The organism is Proteus penneri, assembly GCF_022369495.1.
Lineage (GTDB): Bacteria > Pseudomonadota > Gammaproteobacteria > Enterobacterales > Enterobacteriaceae > Proteus > Proteus penneri.
In genome coordinates, this window is the sequence record NZ_CP059690.1 from 321,749 (window position 1) to 338,998 (window position 17,250).

Here is a 17,250-nt window from a genome sequence, read left to right on the forward strand (position 1 = left end):
ATTGTATACGGAATTATACACGAATGAGTTTAAAACTTATACAATAAGTATTTCTTTGCTTAATATAGCACTATTATTACATAAGTCACTATCTGAACAACATAATTTTGTCTATTTTCGTAAAAATTAAGAAATCCCAATTGAAGAACATTCTCTTAACATAATGATTATATTGGTTTTTATTATATTTTCAAATGCTTAAGCGTGTAAATGAGGTATAAATATCGTTGTTATTTATAAATAACAGAACTACCTCATTTTGACAAAAAGTCACATATAAGAAAAAAAATAAAATGAATTTATTGATTAAAGAGATATTACCTAGAAATAATATAATGAAACAATTTTTCATTTTAAACAATACATCAATAGCTAAATAAAAAGGCCGCTTTCGCGACCTTTTTGGCATTATCACTTAAATTAGTGTGAATGATTTGGATGTTCTAAATCTTCATTTTTCTTCGCAAACCGTCTACGGATCACGACGAAGAAGATAGGAACGAAGTAGATAGCAAGGGAAGTCGCGGCAATCATACCACCGAATACACCTGTACCTACTGAGTTTTGAGCACCAGAACCTGCGCCGTTACTTAATACCAGAGGAATAACCCCTAACATAAAGGCCAGTGAAGTCATTAGAATTGGACGTAGACGCATTCTAACAGAGTCTAACGTTGCTTCTATGAGTCCTTTACCTTCTTTCTCCATCAAGTCTTTGGCGAATTCAACAATCAAGATTGCGTTTTTCGCCGATAACCCAATGGTTGTTAAGAGCCCAACCTTAAAGTAAACGTCGTTTTCCAGGCCTCTTAGTGATGTTAATGCAAGAGCACCAATAACACCTAGTGGAACGACTAACATGACAGAGAATGGTACTGACCAGCTTTCATAAAGAGCTGCAAGACAAAGGAATACAACTATCAAGGAAATGGTATACAGCGCAGGCGCTTGGTTACCAGATAAACGTTCTTGATATGACATTCCTGTCCACTCATAACCGATACCGCTTGGTAGTTTACTTGCGAGATCTTCCATCATAAGCATTGCATCACCACTACTTTGACCTGGTGTTGCACTACCTTGAATTTGAACTGCTGGTAAACCGTTATAACGCTCTAAACGAGGAGAGCCGTATAACCAAGGATCTTTACTTGTATCAATGAACGATGAGAATGGAACCATCTGACCGACATTGTTACGAACATAAAGATTACCAATATCTTGTGGCAACATACGGAATTGTGATTCAGCTTGAACGTAAACTTTCTTAACACGACCACGGTCGATAAAGTCGTTTACATAGCTACCACCAAACATCGTACCTAATGTTGAATAGATATCACTAATTGCAACACCTTGAGCTTGTGCTTTCTCTAGGTCGATATAGAGGCGATACTGTGAAGTATCTTCCTGACCGTTAGGACGCACGCCCATTAACATTTGAGGTTGTTGCGCTGCCATTCCGAGTAATTGATTTCTCGCTTCCATGAGTTTTTCGTGACCAAGGTTAGCTTTATCTATTAACTCGAATTCGAAACCACCCGCAGAGCCTAACTCAACAATCGCTGGAATATTAAATGAATAAACAAAGGCCTCCTTAATTTGGGATAGTGCCATGTTGGCACGTCCTACAATCGCCGGAACTTTGTCTTCATCCGCTTTACGTTCATCCCAATCATTCAATACAACGAAGACCAGACCCATATTTTGTCCTTGACCACCGAAGCCGAAGCCACTTACGGTAAAGACAGATTTAACGAGCTCTTTTTCATCAGTATTGAAGTAGTCGTTTACTCTTTCTAATACGTCCTGAGTCTGTTCTTGTGTTGAACCCGCAGGTAACTGAACCATTGTCAGTAATACCCCTTGGTCTTCTTCTGGTAAGAACGATGCGGGTAAGCGAATAAACATTAACGCCATACCTGCGACTAATAAAACGTAAATTAATAAGTAACGACCAGTACCACGAAGTGTACGGGATACACTATCAGTATAGTGATGGCTGCTTTTTTCAAAGGTACGGTTAAACCAACCAAAGAAGCCCGTTTGCACACCATGGCTGCCTTTTGGTATTGGTTTTAACATTGTTGCACAAAGTGCAGGTGTTAAAATCAATGCAACGAAAACAGACAGGATCATTGCTGATACGATGGTGATAGAGAACTGGCGATAAATCGCACCTGTTGAACCACCAAAGAATGCCATTGGAATAAATACCGCAGAAAGCACAAGGGCGATACCGACCAGCGCACTTTGGATTTGTCCCATAGATTTACGTGTTGCTTCTTTAGGCGATAAACCTTCTTCTTGCATAACACGTTCGACGTTTTCTACCACAACGATGGCGTCATCCACCAGAAGCCCGATGGCAAGCACCATCGCAAACATCGTCAAGGTATTTATCGAATAACCGAATGCCGAGAGTACGGCAAAGGTACCTAATAATACAACTGGTACTGCAATTGTTGGAATTAACGTAGCACGGAAGTTCTGTAAGAACAGATACATCACTACGAATACCAGCATGATTGCTTCAATAAGCGTTTTTACCACTTCGAAAATAGAGATCTTAACGAATGGCGTTGTATCATAAGGATAAACGACCTCTAATCCCGCAGGGAAGAATGGCTCCATTTCAGCTAATGCAGCACGTACCGCGGTTGCGGTATCTAATGCGTTAGCACCTGTTGCTAATTTAATACCGATACCAGAAGCAGGTAAGCCATTAAAGCGAGCAATAGTACTGTAGTTTTCTGCTCCCATTTCAACTATACCGAGATCTTTTAGCTTAACCTGAGAACCGTCGGTATTAACCTTCATCAGGATATCGCCAAATTGCTCTGCGGTATTGAGTCGAGTTTGAGCAATAATAGATACGTTTAAACGCTGACCAGGAACAGGAGGTGTGCCCCCTAATTGACCTGCTGCCACTTGGTTATTCTGTGCTCTAATCGCACCGATAACATCAAGTGTGGTCATGTTGTATTTCACCAGTTTATCGGGATCTAACCAAATACGCATCGCGTATTGAGTACCAAATAACTGGGTTTCACCCACACCGGTTACACGGCTTAATGGGTCTTTAATCGTTGCACCCACATAGTCTGCGATATCATCTTGTGACATTGAACCGTCAGCAGAGATAAAACCTGCAACCATCAAGAATGAACTTGATGATTTATCAACACTAATCCCTTGCTGTTGCACTTCCTGAGGTAATAGCGGCATAGCAAGTTGCAATTTATTTTGCACCTGTACTTGCGCGATATCAGGATCAGTACCTGCTTCAAAGGTCAGAGTGATATTCATCATACCCGCTGAGTCACTGGTCGCAGACATATACACCATGTTATCGATACCATTCATATTCTGTTCGATAACTTGGGTAACTGTATTTTGCACAGTGGTGGCGTCAGCACCAGGATAAACCGCAGAGATAGAAATCGCTGGCGGTGCAATCGTTGGATACTGGGCTACAGGCAGTTTGATGAGTGCCAGAAGACCTGCGAGCATGGTAATTATCGCAATTACCCACGCAAATATCGGTCTATCTATAAAAAACTTAGGCATGGATCACCGACTCCTTATTGAGGATTCTTAGCTGGCTCAGTTTGTTCAGGTGATGGCTTCGCATCTAAATTCTCTTCTTGAGGCGTTACTGTCATTTTGGGTTTTGCTTTTTGCAATCCAGAAACGATAACGCGTTCACCAGCCTGAACACCACTATTAACGAGCCATTTATTACCAACAGCTTGTGACACATCGATGGTACGAACTTCAACAACATTGTCTTTATTAACAACCATTGTTGTCGCTTCACCACGAGCAGTACGGATCACAGCTTGCTGTGGGATCAAAATTGCATTTTGACGAATACCATTTTCTAATTTAGTGCGAACAAACATACCTGGTAATAATTCCCCATTTGGGTTAGGTACGATAGCACGCATCGTAATTGAGCCTGTTGTTTCATCAACAGTCACATCAGAAAATTCTAAATGACCTTTCTGTGCGTAAGCTTGCCCATTAGTCAATGTTAAATGAACAACAGGTTTGCCTTGCTCTTGACGAATAACGCCACTTTCAATTTCATTTTTAAGTTTCAGGTAATCTTCACTCGACTGCGTCACATTGACGTAAATCGGATCGATTTGCTGAACAGTTGTCAGTGCCACTTGCTGACCTGGAGCGACAAGTGCGCCTTCAGTCACAGTAGATTTACCTGAACGACCTGAAATAGGTGCTGTTACTTTTGTGTATTCAAGATTAATCTTTGCAGTTGTTACCGCAGCTTCGCCTGCTTTAACAGCAGCTACAGCTTGTGCATATTGAGATGTTGCAGTATCAAAATCTTGTTTACTGACGTAGTTTGTACCTAGCAGAGGCTTATAACGTTCCACAGTGAGACGCGCTATTTCAGCATTTGCTTTCGCTTTCGCTAATTCAGCTTTCGCACTATTTAAAGTTGCTTCAAAAATAGCTGGATCGATTTGATACAAAGATGTACCCGCTTCTACATAGCTACCTTCAGTATAATTGCGCTTTAAAATAATGCCGCCAACTTGAGGGCGAACTTCAGCAATACGGAAAGCTGATGTACGACCTGGTAAATCAGTAGTGATTGTCAGAGCTTCTGCTCCTAAAGTCACAACACCGACAGCCGGTGCAGGAGGTGGACCTCCAGCAGACTGTTTAGCTTTGTCGTCACATCCAGCAAGAACCAAGCTGCCTGATAGCACTAACAGAGCCAGAGGCAAAACCCCTCTGTTTTTTCGCATAAGAAAACCTCTATTCAAACGTTGTTTCCCGGGATAAAAATAATTAAGTTGATGATTGATTGCGATGTATAGTACAAACATACATGAATGTATGTAAATTAACTTCAGTCAAAATCGAGGATTAATGGCACGAAAAACTAAACGGCAGGCACAAGAAACAAAACAGCAGATTATTGATGCTGCAATTAGGCTGTTTACTGTGCAAGGCGTTTCTGCCACATCACTTTCAGATATTGCATCCGCGGCAGGTGTTACCCGAGGCGCAATATATTGGCACTTTAAAAATAAAGTGGATTTATTTACTGAAGCGTGCAAACTCACCGACTTAAAAATAGAATCTTTAGAATTAGAGTATCAAACAAAATATCCAGATGATCCACTATTTGTATTAAGAGAATTGCTTATTTACATATTGACATCCATTGTCGAAGATCCTAAACATAATTCACTTTTAGAAATATATTTCCATAAATGCGAATTTGTCGGTGAAATGACGCCAATTGTTGAAATTCGCAGAGAATTGTGTGCAGCAGATTATTCTAGAATAGAACAATCTTTATTTCGTTGTGTTGAGAAAAAACAGCTTCCTGCCAATCTTAATTTAAGAAGAGCTGCCATTATGTTAAGAGCCATGATGACGGGTCTTGCCGAAAATTGGTTATTTTCACCAGAAAGTTTCTCTATCAAAGATGAAGGTCAATATTTGGTTGATAGCTTTATTGATATGATAAAGCACAGCGCCAATATGAGAATATCAGCGTCATCTTAATTTATTATTAGACTTGAGGAAGAGGTTTATGAGTAAGATATTAGTTATTGCTAATGGTGCGGCTTATGGCAATGAATCATTATTTAACGCACTGCGTTTATCAATAACATTGAAAGAACAGCATCCAGAAACTGAATTAAATATTTTTTTAATGTCAGACGCAGTGACTGGGGCTTTAGCGCGTCAACAACCTAAAGAAGGTTATAACTTACAGCAAATGCTGGAAATTTTAACAGCACAAAATGTGCCTGTTAAACTATGCAAAACCTGTACAGACACTCGTGGTATCAGTGAGCTACCGCTTGTTGATGGTGCAGAATTAGGCACGTTAGTGGATTTAGCTCAGTGGACACTAGATGCTGATAAAATCCTGACTTTCTGATCATCATTTCGTTTTCTCGGGCGAGAAACAGACCAAGCAACTTGTGCTGTTTACAATGCCAATTTAAAGCAATTGGATTATAATAATAAACAGTTTTTCAATATTAATTGAACAAGTTGCTTAACTATGCGTACTCAAACTTTTTTTTCTCAGTTCAATAATCGAATAATGACGACTATTTTCGCCACGATTATTATGTTTGTTTTTTTGAGTTTCTCCATTAACTCAGTTTTAGCTGCAGTACCCAGTAATTTACCCACTCAAGAAAGTATTCAAAACCAGCTTAATTTATTAAACAAACGTAGCGAGTTAAGTGCAGAAGATAAATTAACGATTGCTGACTTAGAACAATCACTTTTATTACTTGATAATATTCAACAGCTAGAAAAAAAATTAGCAAGCTATGATAAAACCGTAGAGCAATTACCTGAAAAGCTGCGTAATGCACAATATCAACTTAATCAGTTAAAACAGAAAGTCGCTAATAAAGAAGTAGGCGACTATCAAAAGTCACTAGAAGCATTACCTTTAGCAACATTAGAATCACAATTAGAGACTGTCTTACAATCATTACAAAAAGCGCAAGACGATTTAGCCAATTACAGCAATGAACTTATTGTGTTACAAACACAACCAGAAAGAGCACAATCCGTTTTATTTAACAACTCAGAAAGACTGCAACAAATAAGAATATCATTGAATAAAAGTAGTGCAGATAAAGCACAAATGCGACCTTCAGCAGTACAATTATTGCAATTAGAACAATATTATCTTCAACAACAGAATAATTATCAAAAACGCACCTTACAATTTAATGTGCAGCTACAAAGCCTATTACAACTCCAACGTGATTATAGTTCTGCTTACATCGACCTTTCCCAAGAACATGCTCAACTCATTCAAGAAGAGATTAGTGATAAGCGTTTAGATAGTTCAGAAGAAACGGCGAAAGAAGCGCAAAGTACAGGACTTGAAAATCAAGAAATTAATAGCAATCCTTTTTATTTAGCACAAACAGAAATCAATAAACATCTTAGTGATAAGTTGATTGTTACAACGCAAAATAATAATGAGTTAAATCGCCATAGTTTAATGGTCAAAAATCGTTTAGACAGAGCTATTCAATCTGAACGAAATTTAAAAGAACAAATTGATGTTCTCAAAGGAAGCTTATTGCTTTCTCGTATCTTATTTGAAGAGCAAGTTGATTTACCGGATGGTATTTTTATTAATAACCTGCCCGATAAAATTGCGGACTTACGCTTAGAGCAGTTTGAAATAAACAAACAACGCGATCAAATAATACAGCCCAGTGTTTATATTGATCAGTTGATGCATGAATATCAAGTTGCTCATCCTGAAGCATCCGATCCTAATGCACAAAAAGAGTTACGTAGTGCATTAGAATTACTTGTTGATGCTAGACGTGAATTACTTGATAAGCTCAATAACCAATTGGGTAATCAAATTTCAGGTTCGATTAACCTACAAATGGATCAACAACAATTGCGTAGTGTGGTCAGTTCACTCGAAAACACATTGGCTCAGCAAATTTTCTGGGTAAGCAGCAATAAGCCTATTAATCTTAATTGGTTTTCAGCATTCCCCTCGCAGGCTGTTGCTGAGTTTCAAGGTGTTAAACTCAATTGGTCAAATGAAAATCTGCTGATCGGGGCTAAGAAATCACTTCCTGTTCTTATTGGGTTAATTTTGTTCGGTTCAATACTGATTTGGCAACGTAAAAAACTTGATATTCAGTTTGAAAAACTGAACGGGGATATAAATAAACTCAATAAAGATTCTCAGTTACATACACCGCTTGCTCTGGGAATTGTTTTTCTTAAAACTTTACCTCTGTCTTGTTTTGTTTTAGCGATAGGATATTGGCTAATAAATAGCTTTAATGTACAACAAGAGTTTATCTGGTCCTTCGCTTGGCAATTTGCGGTATTTTGGCTGATGTTCGAATGGTCTTATCGCTTAATGTCTGACAATGGTGTTGCAGTAAAACATTTTAAAATTCCTGTAGAGCGAGTCCAACAAAACCGTAAACGTTTATTACGGCTTTCTTTTCCTATGTTGCCGATTATTTTACTTTCCGCTTATGGCATTAATAATCCATTATTGCTGGTGGGCGATGTGATTGGGCAGTTGGTTGCGATTATTTCACTGTTTTGCATTAGTTTATGTGCATTGCCGTTTTGCCGCGAAATGTGGCAAGAAAAGGGGAATCATGTTGTTAGAACGGTTGTGATCACCCTATTAACATTTTCGCCTTTAATTTTAATGGGATTAGTCATTTTTGGTTATTACTATACGGCGTTGCGTTTAGCCAATCGCTGGATTGATAGCTTATATCTGCTTATGTTGTGGTTTATTGCTTATCACGCCAGTTTGCGCGGATTAACTGTTGCGGCGAGAAGGCTTGCATATCGTCGAGCGCTTGAACGTAGACAAGCTATGTTAAAAGAGAAAAAAGAAGGTGAAGATAACAGCCTTGAACCGATTCAAGAGCCGCCAATGGATATGGATCTAATCAATCAGCAATCATTAAGACTGACAACGATGATCTTATTTATCATCTTTGCTTCTAGTTTCTATGGAATTTGGTCTGATTTTATTACTGTTTTTACCTATTTAGATGGAATAACGCTCTGGAATTACACATTACCGACAGAACTCGGTAATGTGGTTAAGGCCGTGACTGTTGCCGATCTCTTATTGTCTGTTTCTATCATGGCAATCTCTTGGTTTATGACGCGAAATTTACCGGGTTTATTAGAGGTATTAATTTTATCGCGTATCAAACTGCAACAAGGCGCTTCTTACGCTATTACGACTATTTTAACCTACGTTATTATTGCTATTGGAACCATTGTCTCTCTGGGAATATTAGGTGTGGCATGGGAGAAATTACAATGGTTAGCGGCGGCTTTAACGGTAGGGTTAGGGTTTGGTTTACAAGAGATCTTTGCAAACTTTGTGTCTGGCTTAATTATTTTGTTCGAAAGACCTGTCAGAATTGGTGATACGGTTACTATTGGTACTTATTCTGGTACGGTTAGCCGAATTCGAATTAGAGCAACGACAGTGACTGACTTTGATCGCAAAGAAGTGATTATTCCAAATAAAGCGTTTGTAACCGAACGGCTTATTAACTGGACATTATCTGATACTGTCACACGCATTATTATTCAGGTGGGGGTGGCATATGGCTCTGATCTCGAGAAGGTCAAAGCGATCTTAATGAAGGCCGCTAAAGATAATATCAGAGTGATGACTGAACCAGAACCCGTGGTGCTATTTACTGAATTTGGGGCAAGTACCCTGAATCATGAATTGCGTTTTTATGTCAGAACATTAGGTGATAGAAGTATTGCAATAGATGAAGTTAACCGCGCTATTGATAAGCTATGTAATGAAAATAATATCAATATTGCGTTTAACCAACTTGATGTCTATTTGCATAATAAACAAGGTGATGAAGTACAAGAGATAAAACGTCCTCTTGATGGCTCAACACCTGATGCTAATACGCCTTTCGCTTAATTAAAGGGATGAATGAGTAGATTGTGTCGCTAATTTTTTTTCATAATCTTGGCGCACAATCTCGAGGGCTTCTAATGCTGTTTTAGGATCAATATGGTGGCTTTCAAGTAAATAGATAAGATCGACAGCCAATTGAACAGACTCTGGCGCTTCGTTTAAACTCATAATCACTTCCTTTAAAATTTATCTTCTTGTTTCTCAATGTTTTTTTCGATAGAAAACAAGGCGTTTTTGCAGCGCGCAAGGCGATTTTCAAGAGCAGCAATCTCTTTTTGTAACTCTTGTTGCTTCATAAAGCTCTGTGCTTGCATTAATGAAAGTTCTCTATCTTGGATCATGGCCTGTAATCGACGTTCATAATCCTGATGTTGGGCAAGTTTTTGGTATAAATCGACACTTTTTTTTCGTTGAGTAAGCTGGTTCTCTTGCTTTCTTAGTGTTTGTGTCGATAATTCACGAGTTAATGCTTCTATTTGTTGTAGGATTTGTGTAGCCAGAAATTTAACCTGCTGGCTTCGTTGTGCTTCAACACAAGCGATTAACTGGGTAAAATTATCGCGGATCTGTTGCATATAACCGTCAAGAGAATCACTTCGGCGGTGGAACAGTGCTGTGTCGAAGCAAGGTGCTGCAATTTTTTTGTTTGCAATAGGCGCCATTGTTTCGGCTAGATTGTCTATCTGTTTTTTAAACAAGCTTAAAGGATCGGGTTTAGTCATCTGGTTCTTGTCCCTGTTTTGATAAAAACATGAATTGACTTTAAGCAACAAAAAAGAGTTGTTAACTGGCTTTCTGTTGCATTTTAACGGCATATTGCATAGATTCTATCGTTTCGTTTTTTATTATGGCACTGATTATGACTGCTAACGCGCAACAACTGCAATTTATTAAAGACAGTATTGAAACCATTCCTGATTATCCAAAAGAAGGGATATTATTCCGTGATATCACTACATTATTAGATAATCCTGCTGCATATCAGACAACCATTGATTTATTGGTAGAACACTATCAAGGTCAGGGTATCACTAAAGTCGTGGGTACCGAAGCTCGCGGTTTCTTATTTGGTGCTCCGGTTGCTTTACGCCTCGGTGTTGGTTTTGTTCCTGTTCGTAAAAAAGGTAAATTGCCTCGCGAAACGCTCAGTGAAACTTATGATTTGGAATATGGCACAGATACTTTAGAGATCCACAAAGATAGCATTACGGATCAAGACAAAGTATTAATGGTTGATGATTTACTGGCAACCGGTGGCACCATTGAAGCAACTGCTCGTCTTATTCGCCGTTTAGGCGGGACTGTGACAGAAGCTGCATTCATTATCTGCTTACCTGATTTAGGCGGTATCCAACGCTTAGAAAAACAAGGTATTCACAGCTTTACGCTGGTTGATTTTCCAGGACATTAATTTCTTCACTGTTTAGAAAAGGGCTAATGAAGTTCTTATCGTAAACACAAGTAAGAGTGCGGGTGCTTATATATCGTTTATAAGTTTTTCTATTTTTATAAATGTATATTGCCCGCACAATTGTTACCTCTTACTTTATCTTTTATTTCATCTGGTTCTTTCATTAATATCTCATTTGTTTCTTACAGATCTCGCTCAATAGGTCGCCCCTGTGTTAGCATAGAGATAAATCTTGTTCAAATTTAGCGGAATCAATGAGCTATCAGGTACTTGCCCGTAAGTGGCGCCCACAAACTTTTAACGATGTTGTCGGCCAACGTCATGTGTTGACGGCTTTAGCTAATGGTCTTGATCATCAGCGACTTCATCACGCCTACCTTTTTTCTGGCACTCGAGGTGTCGGAAAAACCACTATTGCCCGATTATTTGCCAAAGGGCTTAATTGTGAAACAGGTATTACGAGTAAACCTTGTGGTCAATGCGCAAATTGCCTTGAAATAGAACAAGGGCGTTTCGTTGATTTAATTGAAATCGATGCTGCATCTCGAACCAAGGTAGAAGATACCCGTGAACTGCTGGATAATGTGCAATATGCGCCAGCTCGTGGCCGTTTTAAGGTCTACTTGATTGACGAAGTTCACATGCTTTCTCGTCACAGCTTTAATGCGTTACTAAAAACATTAGAAGAGCCGCCTGAGCACGTTAAATTCTTATTAGCAACAACAGATCCACAAAAATTACCTGTCACGATTTTATCGCGTTGCTTGCAATTTCATCTGCGAGCATTAGATATTGACCAAATAGCAACACAACTCGAAAAAGTGCTTTTAGCAGAACATATTGAAAATGATGTAAGAGCACGTCAACTTATTGCACGTGCTGCTGATGGCAGTATGCGAGATGCATTAAGTTTAACAGACCAAGCTATTGCAAGTGGCGAAGGTGTCGTCAGTACGGAAGTGGTTAGCCAAATGCTTGGCACTATTGATGACGCTCAACCTTTAGCATTGATTGAAGCGTTGGTAAAAGCGGATGGTCAACAGGTCATGTCGCTGGTGAATGAAGTCGCTTCAAGAGGGACTGACTGGGAAAATTTCCTAGTGGAAACCCTCTCATTATTACATCAAATTGCCATGTTGCAGTTATTACCTAGTGAAGAAAATCCTCAGGAGCAATTTACTCAAGAGCGTCTACGTTTATTGGCTAAATCTGTTTCTCCACAAGATTTACAACTCTATTATCAAACTTTATTAGTCGGGCGAAAAGAACTGGCTTATGCACCAGATAGACGCATGGGGGTCGAAATGACTCTGCTACGTGCGCTTGCTTTTCATCCTAAAACAGTGATTGATGAAATACCTTCAGCGCCATTAGCACAAACTCTACCTTCAGCATCATTACCTACGAATAGAATGTCTGAACATTATGCTCCGCAAACTGTACAGACTCACTCGCCTCAAATGGCTCACCAATCTTCTTCGCCTATAGAAAAGAGTGCGTCATTAGGTAACAGCCCAGCAGCGCAACTTTTAAGAGCAAGGCAGGCAATCAAGGGGACGGAACAACAAACCCCGCCAAAAAAGTCTGAACCGGCGACGCCTAATCGGGCTAAGCCGGCTGCTAGTGCATTAGAGCGGCTAGCAGCCGTGAGTGAAAAACGCCAGCAAGTTGTGAAGCGTCAGACTAATGCGCCTGAAAAAAAGAAAAAAGAAGAGTATCAGTGGCGTCCGCAAAACCCTGAAATCATGTCAACGGAACAGGTTGTTTCTTCACCCAAAGAGATCAAAGAGGTTCTCGAATATGAAAAAACACCTGAATTAGCAGCGAAAATTGCTAAAGAGTCGCAAGAAAGAGATGCTTGGGCGGCTGAAATTGACAAAATGCCACTACCTAAATTAGTGCAACAACTGGCCTTAAATGCATATAAAGAGACAGTAAGCGAAGAAAACGTTATTTTGCATTTACGAACTAAACAGAAACATTTAAATTCAGCAAATGCGTTACGTACGCTGACTAATGCGTTAAGTGAATTGCATGGAAAAGCAATTTCACTCACAATTATAGAAGATGATAATCCAGCGGTAAAAACGCCGTTGGAGTGGCGACAAGCCATTTATGATGAAAAATTGGCGTTATCGCGTCAATCGATTATTACGGATAAAACGATTCAAACATTACAGCAATATTTTGATGCTGAATTGGATGAAGAGAGTATCCGACCTGTTTAATCGCAACATGTTGTATGACTTCATACTGTGTGGCTTTTACAAAGAGAGACAATTATGTTCGGAAAAGGTGGTTTGGGTAATCTGATGAAGCAAGCCCAACAAATGCAAGAAAAAATGCAACAAATGCAAGAAGAGATCGCAAACTTAGAAGTGACAGGTGAATCTGGCGCTGGCTTAGTTAAGATCACTATCAATGGTGCTCATAATTGCCGTCGTGTTGAAATCGATCCTAGCCTGCTAGAAGATGACAAAGAGATGCTAGAAGATTTGATTGCTGCTGCCTTTAATGATGCTGCACGTCGTATTGATGAAACACAAAAAGAAAAAATGGCTTCTGTTTCTAACGGTATGCAATTGCCACCAGGCTTTAAGATGCCATTCTAATGCAAACCAGCCCACTTCTTGAATCATTAATGGAAGCGTTGCGTTGTTTACCCGGTGTCGGGCCTAAATCAGCGCAACGAATGGCTTTCCAACTACTTCAACGCGATAGAAGCGGTGGTATGCGACTTGCACAAGCTCTCACACGCGCAATGTCTGAAATTGGTCATTGCTGTGATTGCCGAACTTTTACTGAAGAAGAGCGTTGTACCATCTGTGCCAATGTTCGCCGTCAGCAAAATGGGCAAATTTGTGTTGTCGAAAGTCCTGCGGATATTCATGCTATCGAGCAGACAGGGCAGTTTGCGGGTCGATACTTTGTTTTAATGGGGCATTTATCTCCTTTAGATGGTATTGGGCCTATGGATATTGGTTTAGATAGACTGGAAGAGCGCTTAAGCCAAGAAACTATTTCAGAAGTGATCTTGGCGACAAATCCGACTGTTGAAGGTGAAGCAACAGCCAATTACATTGCTGAAATTTGTGCTCAGTATGATATTGCTGCCAGCCGAATTGCCCATGGGGTTCCTGTGGGAGGTGAGCTTGAAATGGTCGACGGTACAACGCTTTCACACTCTATTGCTGGACGCCAAAAAATCCACTATTAACATCATAAATAGTTTATTAAAAAAGCACCTCTTTACTTAATGTATGAGGTGCTTTTTTTATCTTAAACTTCGAAAAAAAGTGCCGTTTTAACTAAAAATTAGTCCATTAAGCTGTAAGACGGTTTTTTTTAAGAAATATCTTTTATCTTCACTTTATTGCTTTTTTCTTTCTGATGAATTTTGCGTCTTTATGTTACATTAACCATTATCATGAAAAATAATAACTGAATGATGGAGCATCTTATGATCCCTGACGTAGCCTTGGTTGATAATAGTGAACAAAGAACCCCTCTTATCTTAGTGCTAGATAGCTCTGGTAGTATGTATGGGCAGCCTATCCAACAACTAAATGAAGGTCTTAAGTTACTTGAACAAGAACTAAAAAATGACGTTATTGCTGCAAAGCGTGTGCGTATTTTAGTGATTGAGTATGGCGGATATGACCAATGCACTATTCATGGTGATTGGAAAGATGCTATGGATTTTACGGCGCCTGTTTTAGAGGCAAATGGCACAACGCCGATGGGGCAAGCTATCACGCTGGCACTTGAAGAAATAGAAGCGGAAAAACAGCGTTTTAAACAAGCCGGTGTTGCTTATACTCGTCCTTGGCTATTCTTAATGTCTGATGGTGTACCAACCGATCAATGGGAACAGGCTGCACAGCTTTGTCGTCAAGCAGAAGAAAGCCAAAAAACAGCAGTATTTCCTATCATGGTTGATGGTGCATCAGCAGAGGTAATGGGCAGTTTTAGCCGTAATGGTGTTAATGGGGTGAAAATGCTTAAAGGGTTACAATTTAAAGAGTTGTTCTTGTGGCTAAGCGCCAGCATGCAAGTGGTGTCTCAATCAACACCGGGCGGCACGGCACAATTACCTTCTACGGATTCTTGGGCGAGTGTACCTGTTTGATGAACGATTGGTTAGCATATGGGGCATCGGTGACAGGAATTGCCCATCAAGAACGTCAAATTCCCTGTCAAGATGCTTATTTTATTCGCCGTAAAGGTGAATATCTTATCGCCGCTGTTTGTGATGGTGCAGGCTCCTCTCGTTATAGTGAACAAGGCGCTCAGCTTGTCGCTCGGTTATTTACGCTACGCATTACAGAGTGGCCAAACATTGATTTGTTAACCGAAAAACAGATAACACAAGGGGCTAAACAGCTTATTGAAGATATTCGACTGCAATTGGCTGAATATGCAGAAATAAAACAGTGTGCGCTTAATGAATATGCATCAACACTGGTTGCATGTTGGGTTGGTGATGATGGTGGTTATTTATTCCATTTAGGTGATGGCATTGCTGTAGTGGAATACTGCGATGGTACAAGTTATGTATCACAGCCTGAAAATGGGGAATATGCAAATCAAACTTGGTTTGTGACGTCAGAAAATTGGGATGCGCATTTACGCGTAATTCCTCTAAATAAACCAGTAAAACAAGTTATTTTGATGTCTGATGGTGTACAGCCTTTTGCCATGAATAAAGCGTGTGATGCACTTTATGAACCGTTTGTCACCCCTGTGATCCGTTATTTAAAAACAGTTTCAGAAGATAGCGGAAGTGAGGCATTAGCAGGGACTTTAGCTGATCCTCGAACGCATTCAATCACAGGCGATGACAAAACCTTAGTTATTTGCATCAGGGATGAAGAGTTGTGGTAAAAGCAAGAAAGAAAGGGATAGCTCAGTCAGTAGCTAGGCAATTACAAGATGAAAACGGTAAGATTTATCAAATAGGTGATTTGATAAAAAGCGGTGGTGCAGGTAGCGTTAGCCACATTAATAATGTCCCTTCTCAAGTCTCAAAAGTTTATCATGACAAAATTGATAAAGCCTATTATCTGAAAAAGATCACGGCAATGCAGAAGTTAGAACCTGCATTAAAGCCTGTTTCTGTTAACGGTACGCCTATTATCCAACTCGCATGGCCTCAAGCACGTTTATATAATAGCCAAAAGCAATTTGTTGGCTTTGTGATGCCGGAACTTGATGTCAAAAATACGATTGAGTTGGAATACATTCTTCAAGAACGCCAAGCCAAAGCTCATGGTTTACCTACTGGGATGGGTGCGAAAGTCAGTCTCGCATATAACCTTTGCTCATTGATTGACGCTTTACATCAGCAAGGGCATCGTATTATTGATATGAAACCGTTGAATTTGCGGTTTTATAAATCAAGCTTGTATATGTCTCTTCTCGATTGTGATGGATTTAGTATACAAGGAGAAAATACACGTTATCCTGCAGGGCAATTTACCGTTGAATATTTAGCGCCAGAATTTCAAGCCAAGCAAACTATTCCAGAAGCAGAAGAAGAGTGGCAAGATCGATTTGCTTTAGCTGTAATTATTTTTCAGTTGCTTAATTTTGGTATCCACCCTTTTAGTGGTCGCCCTAAAAATGACACTGTACCTACGGATATTCCAAGACGTATTGCTGGGCGCTTTTATGGTTATGGCATAAAAGCACATAATTTAATTTCACCCAGTGTAGCGAGTGGGCATAAACAATTACCTGATACATTAAGAACACTCTTTGATAAAGCATTTTCAGGAGCCCCTTCATTAAGACCCAGTGCTAAAACATGGGCTACGGCACTGTATGAATACGCACAACCTGAAAAACAGCAAATGTTGGTTTGCCAGAAAGATAAAAACCACCAGCATTTTGCGGGTAAAGCCTGTGCAGCATGTGCAAGGCAAGCTCAGTTACAGCAAGTTGCAACAACTCAAAAACAAAATCAAACGCAACAAGAACAGGTACGCCAAACAAGAGTACAAAATACTATTGCTAGACAAGCGACAATACGTACAGCTCCGTCTAAACCGATGCAACCTCCTGCCATTTTTATTGCTATAAAACAAGCTATAAGCAAAGTACCTAAGGTTATTTTACATACCGCTATTGCTATGACAGTCCCAGTAGTTTTGGGTTTATTACTGATGAACTTTATTCCACAAGGAGCCAGCGGTAGTTTAGGCTCTAGTTGGGTCGCTGATTTAATCAAAGCGGATTATATTGAACAAATACTCATAACGATGTTGAGTGTGATGTTTTTAATGGTTTCAGCCATTATTTTGTTAGTTATTTTTGTTTTCCCTTCAATGCATATTTTGAAAAGAAAGCCATAGTTTAGGGAAAA

Annotated in this window: 14 protein-coding genes; 10 read left to right on the plus strand and 4 right to left on the minus strand. The window is 39.6% G+C overall.

Annotated features, from left to right (window positions below):
- Positions 1 to 420 precede the first annotated feature (420 nt).
- Together H1225_RS01400 and H1225_RS01405 are read right to left on the minus strand one after the other, a co-directional pair.
- The gene (locus tag H1225_RS01400) at positions 421 to 3,570 is read right to left on the minus strand and encodes an efflux RND transporter permease subunit (protein ID WP_109847872.1); all 3,150 of its coding nucleotides are present in this window, start codon (positions 3,568 to 3,570) and stop codon (positions 421 to 423) included.
- Between the two features lie 14 nt (positions 3,571 to 3,584).
- Positions 3,585 to 4,778 carry an efflux RND transporter periplasmic adaptor subunit gene (locus H1225_RS01405; RefSeq protein WP_072063654.1) on the minus strand — a complete coding sequence of 398 codons (1,194 nt, stop codon included), beginning with the start codon at positions 4,776 to 4,778 and terminating at the stop codon, positions 3,585 to 3,587.
- 124 nt (positions 4,779 to 4,902) lie between these two features.
- On the opposite strand from H1225_RS01405, the gene acrR reads away from it, so the two are divergent.
- From acrR to mscK, 3 genes are all read left to right on the plus strand, one after another.
- Positions 4,903 to 5,547, plus strand: a complete 645-nt coding sequence (acrR, locus tag H1225_RS01410) for a multidrug efflux transporter transcriptional repressor AcrR (RefSeq protein ID WP_161671073.1) — start codon at positions 4,903 to 4,905, stop codon at positions 5,545 to 5,547.
- Positions 5,548 to 5,575: 28 nt separating this feature from the next.
- On the plus strand, positions 5,576 to 5,929 hold the full coding sequence (locus H1225_RS01415) for a DsrE/DsrF/TusD sulfur relay family protein (protein WP_006535056.1): 354 nt from the start codon (positions 5,576 to 5,578) through the stop codon (positions 5,927 to 5,929).
- Positions 5,930 to 6,055: 126 nt separating this feature from the next.
- Positions 6,056 to 9,478, plus strand: a complete 3,423-nt coding sequence (gene mscK, locus H1225_RS01420; RefSeq protein WP_161671072.1) for a mechanosensitive channel MscK — start codon at positions 6,056 to 6,058, stop codon at positions 9,476 to 9,478.
- Here mscK and rsmS read toward each other — a convergent pair whose 3' ends face one another.
- Both rsmS and priC read right to left on the minus strand, forming a co-directional pair.
- Positions 9,479 to 9,643, minus strand: coding sequence for a pleiotropic regulatory protein RsmS (gene rsmS / locus H1225_RS01425; RefSeq protein ID WP_072063650.1), 165 nt, complete (start codon positions 9,641 to 9,643; stop codon positions 9,479 to 9,481).
- Between the two features lie 11 nt (positions 9,644 to 9,654).
- Entirely contained in the window at positions 9,655 to 10,197 is a 543-nt protein-coding gene (gene priC / locus H1225_RS01430; protein ID WP_072063649.1) for a primosomal replication protein PriC, read from the minus strand.
- A gap of 137 nt (positions 10,198 to 10,334) precedes the next feature.
- Here priC and apt point away from each other — a divergent pair, with 137 nt between their 5' ends.
- The 7 genes from apt to H1225_RS01465 all read left to right on the plus strand — a co-directional run bounded on the left by apt (position 10,335) and on the right by H1225_RS01465 (position 17,239).
- Positions 10,335 to 10,886 carry an adenine phosphoribosyltransferase gene (apt, locus tag H1225_RS01435; RefSeq protein WP_072063648.1) on the plus strand — a complete coding sequence of 184 codons (552 nt, stop codon included), beginning with the start codon at positions 10,335 to 10,337 and terminating at the stop codon, positions 10,884 to 10,886.
- Positions 10,887 to 11,140: 254 nt separating this feature from the next.
- Positions 11,141 to 13,114 (plus strand): DNA polymerase III subunit gamma/tau, encoded by a 1,974-nt coding sequence (dnaX, locus tag H1225_RS01440; RefSeq protein ID WP_072063647.1) that lies wholly within the window; start codon positions 11,141 to 11,143, stop codon positions 13,112 to 13,114.
- Between the two features lie 54 nt (positions 13,115 to 13,168).
- Positions 13,169 to 13,498 (plus strand): YbaB/EbfC family nucleoid-associated protein, encoded by a 330-nt coding sequence (locus tag H1225_RS01445; RefSeq protein ID WP_072063646.1) that lies wholly within the window; start codon positions 13,169 to 13,171, stop codon positions 13,496 to 13,498.
- Positions 13,498 to 14,103, plus strand: coding sequence for a recombination mediator RecR (gene recR, locus H1225_RS01450; RefSeq protein WP_069368552.1), 606 nt, complete (start codon positions 13,498 to 13,500; stop codon positions 14,101 to 14,103). The genes H1225_RS01445 and recR overlap by 1 nt, the downstream gene beginning before the upstream one ends.
- Positions 14,104 to 14,346: 243 nt before the next feature.
- On the plus strand, positions 14,347 to 15,015 hold the full coding sequence (locus H1225_RS01455) for a vWA domain-containing protein (RefSeq protein WP_196543904.1): 669 nt from the start codon (positions 14,347 to 14,349) through the stop codon (positions 15,013 to 15,015).
- On the plus strand, positions 15,015 to 15,770 hold the full coding sequence (locus H1225_RS01460) for a PP2C family serine/threonine-protein phosphatase (protein WP_161725100.1): 756 nt from the start codon (positions 15,015 to 15,017) through the stop codon (positions 15,768 to 15,770). The genes H1225_RS01455 and H1225_RS01460 overlap by 1 nt, the downstream gene beginning before the upstream one ends.
- The gene (locus tag H1225_RS01465; RefSeq protein WP_161725102.1) at positions 15,764 to 17,239 is read left to right on the plus strand and encodes a DNA-binding protein; all 1,476 of its coding nucleotides are present in this window, start codon (positions 15,764 to 15,766) and stop codon (positions 17,237 to 17,239) included. The genes H1225_RS01460 and H1225_RS01465 overlap by 7 nt, the downstream gene beginning before the upstream one ends.
- Positions 17,240 to 17,250: the final 11 nt, after the last annotated feature.

What these genes read in the sequence shown, in the direction of transcription:
- H1225_RS01400 (WP_109847872.1), bottom strand. Translation starts at nt 3,570, where the DNA reads ATGCCTAAGTTTTTTATAGATAGACCGATATTTGCGTGGGTAATTGCG.
- H1225_RS01405 (WP_072063654.1), bottom strand. Translation starts at nt 4,778, where the DNA reads ATGCGAAAAAACAGAGGGGTTTTGCCTCTGGCTCTGTTAGTGCTATCA.
- acrR (WP_161671073.1), top strand. Translation starts at nt 4,903, where the DNA reads ATGGCACGAAAAACTAAACGGCAGGCACAAGAAACAAAACAGCAGATT.
- H1225_RS01415 (WP_006535056.1), top strand. Translation starts at nt 5,576, where the DNA reads ATGAGTAAGATATTAGTTATTGCTAATGGTGCGGCTTATGGCAATGAA.
- mscK (WP_161671072.1), top strand. Translation starts at nt 6,056, where the DNA reads ATGCGTACTCAAACTTTTTTTTCTCAGTTCAATAATCGAATAATGACG.
- rsmS (WP_072063650.1), bottom strand. Translation starts at nt 9,643, where the DNA reads ATGAGTTTAAACGAAGCGCCAGAGTCTGTTCAATTGGCTGTCGATCTT.
- priC (WP_072063649.1), bottom strand. Translation starts at nt 10,197, where the DNA reads ATGACTAAACCCGATCCTTTAAGCTTGTTTAAAAAACAGATAGACAAT.
- apt (WP_072063648.1), top strand. Translation starts at nt 10,335, where the DNA reads ATGACTGCTAACGCGCAACAACTGCAATTTATTAAAGACAGTATTGAA.
- dnaX (WP_072063647.1), top strand. Translation starts at nt 11,141, where the DNA reads ATGAGCTATCAGGTACTTGCCCGTAAGTGGCGCCCACAAACTTTTAAC.
- H1225_RS01445 (WP_072063646.1), top strand. Translation starts at nt 13,169, where the DNA reads ATGTTCGGAAAAGGTGGTTTGGGTAATCTGATGAAGCAAGCCCAACAA.
- recR (WP_069368552.1), top strand. Translation starts at nt 13,498, where the DNA reads ATGCAAACCAGCCCACTTCTTGAATCATTAATGGAAGCGTTGCGTTGT.
- H1225_RS01455 (WP_196543904.1), top strand. Translation starts at nt 14,347, where the DNA reads ATGATCCCTGACGTAGCCTTGGTTGATAATAGTGAACAAAGAACCCCT.
- H1225_RS01460 (WP_161725100.1), top strand. Translation starts at nt 15,015, where the DNA reads ATGAACGATTGGTTAGCATATGGGGCATCGGTGACAGGAATTGCCCAT.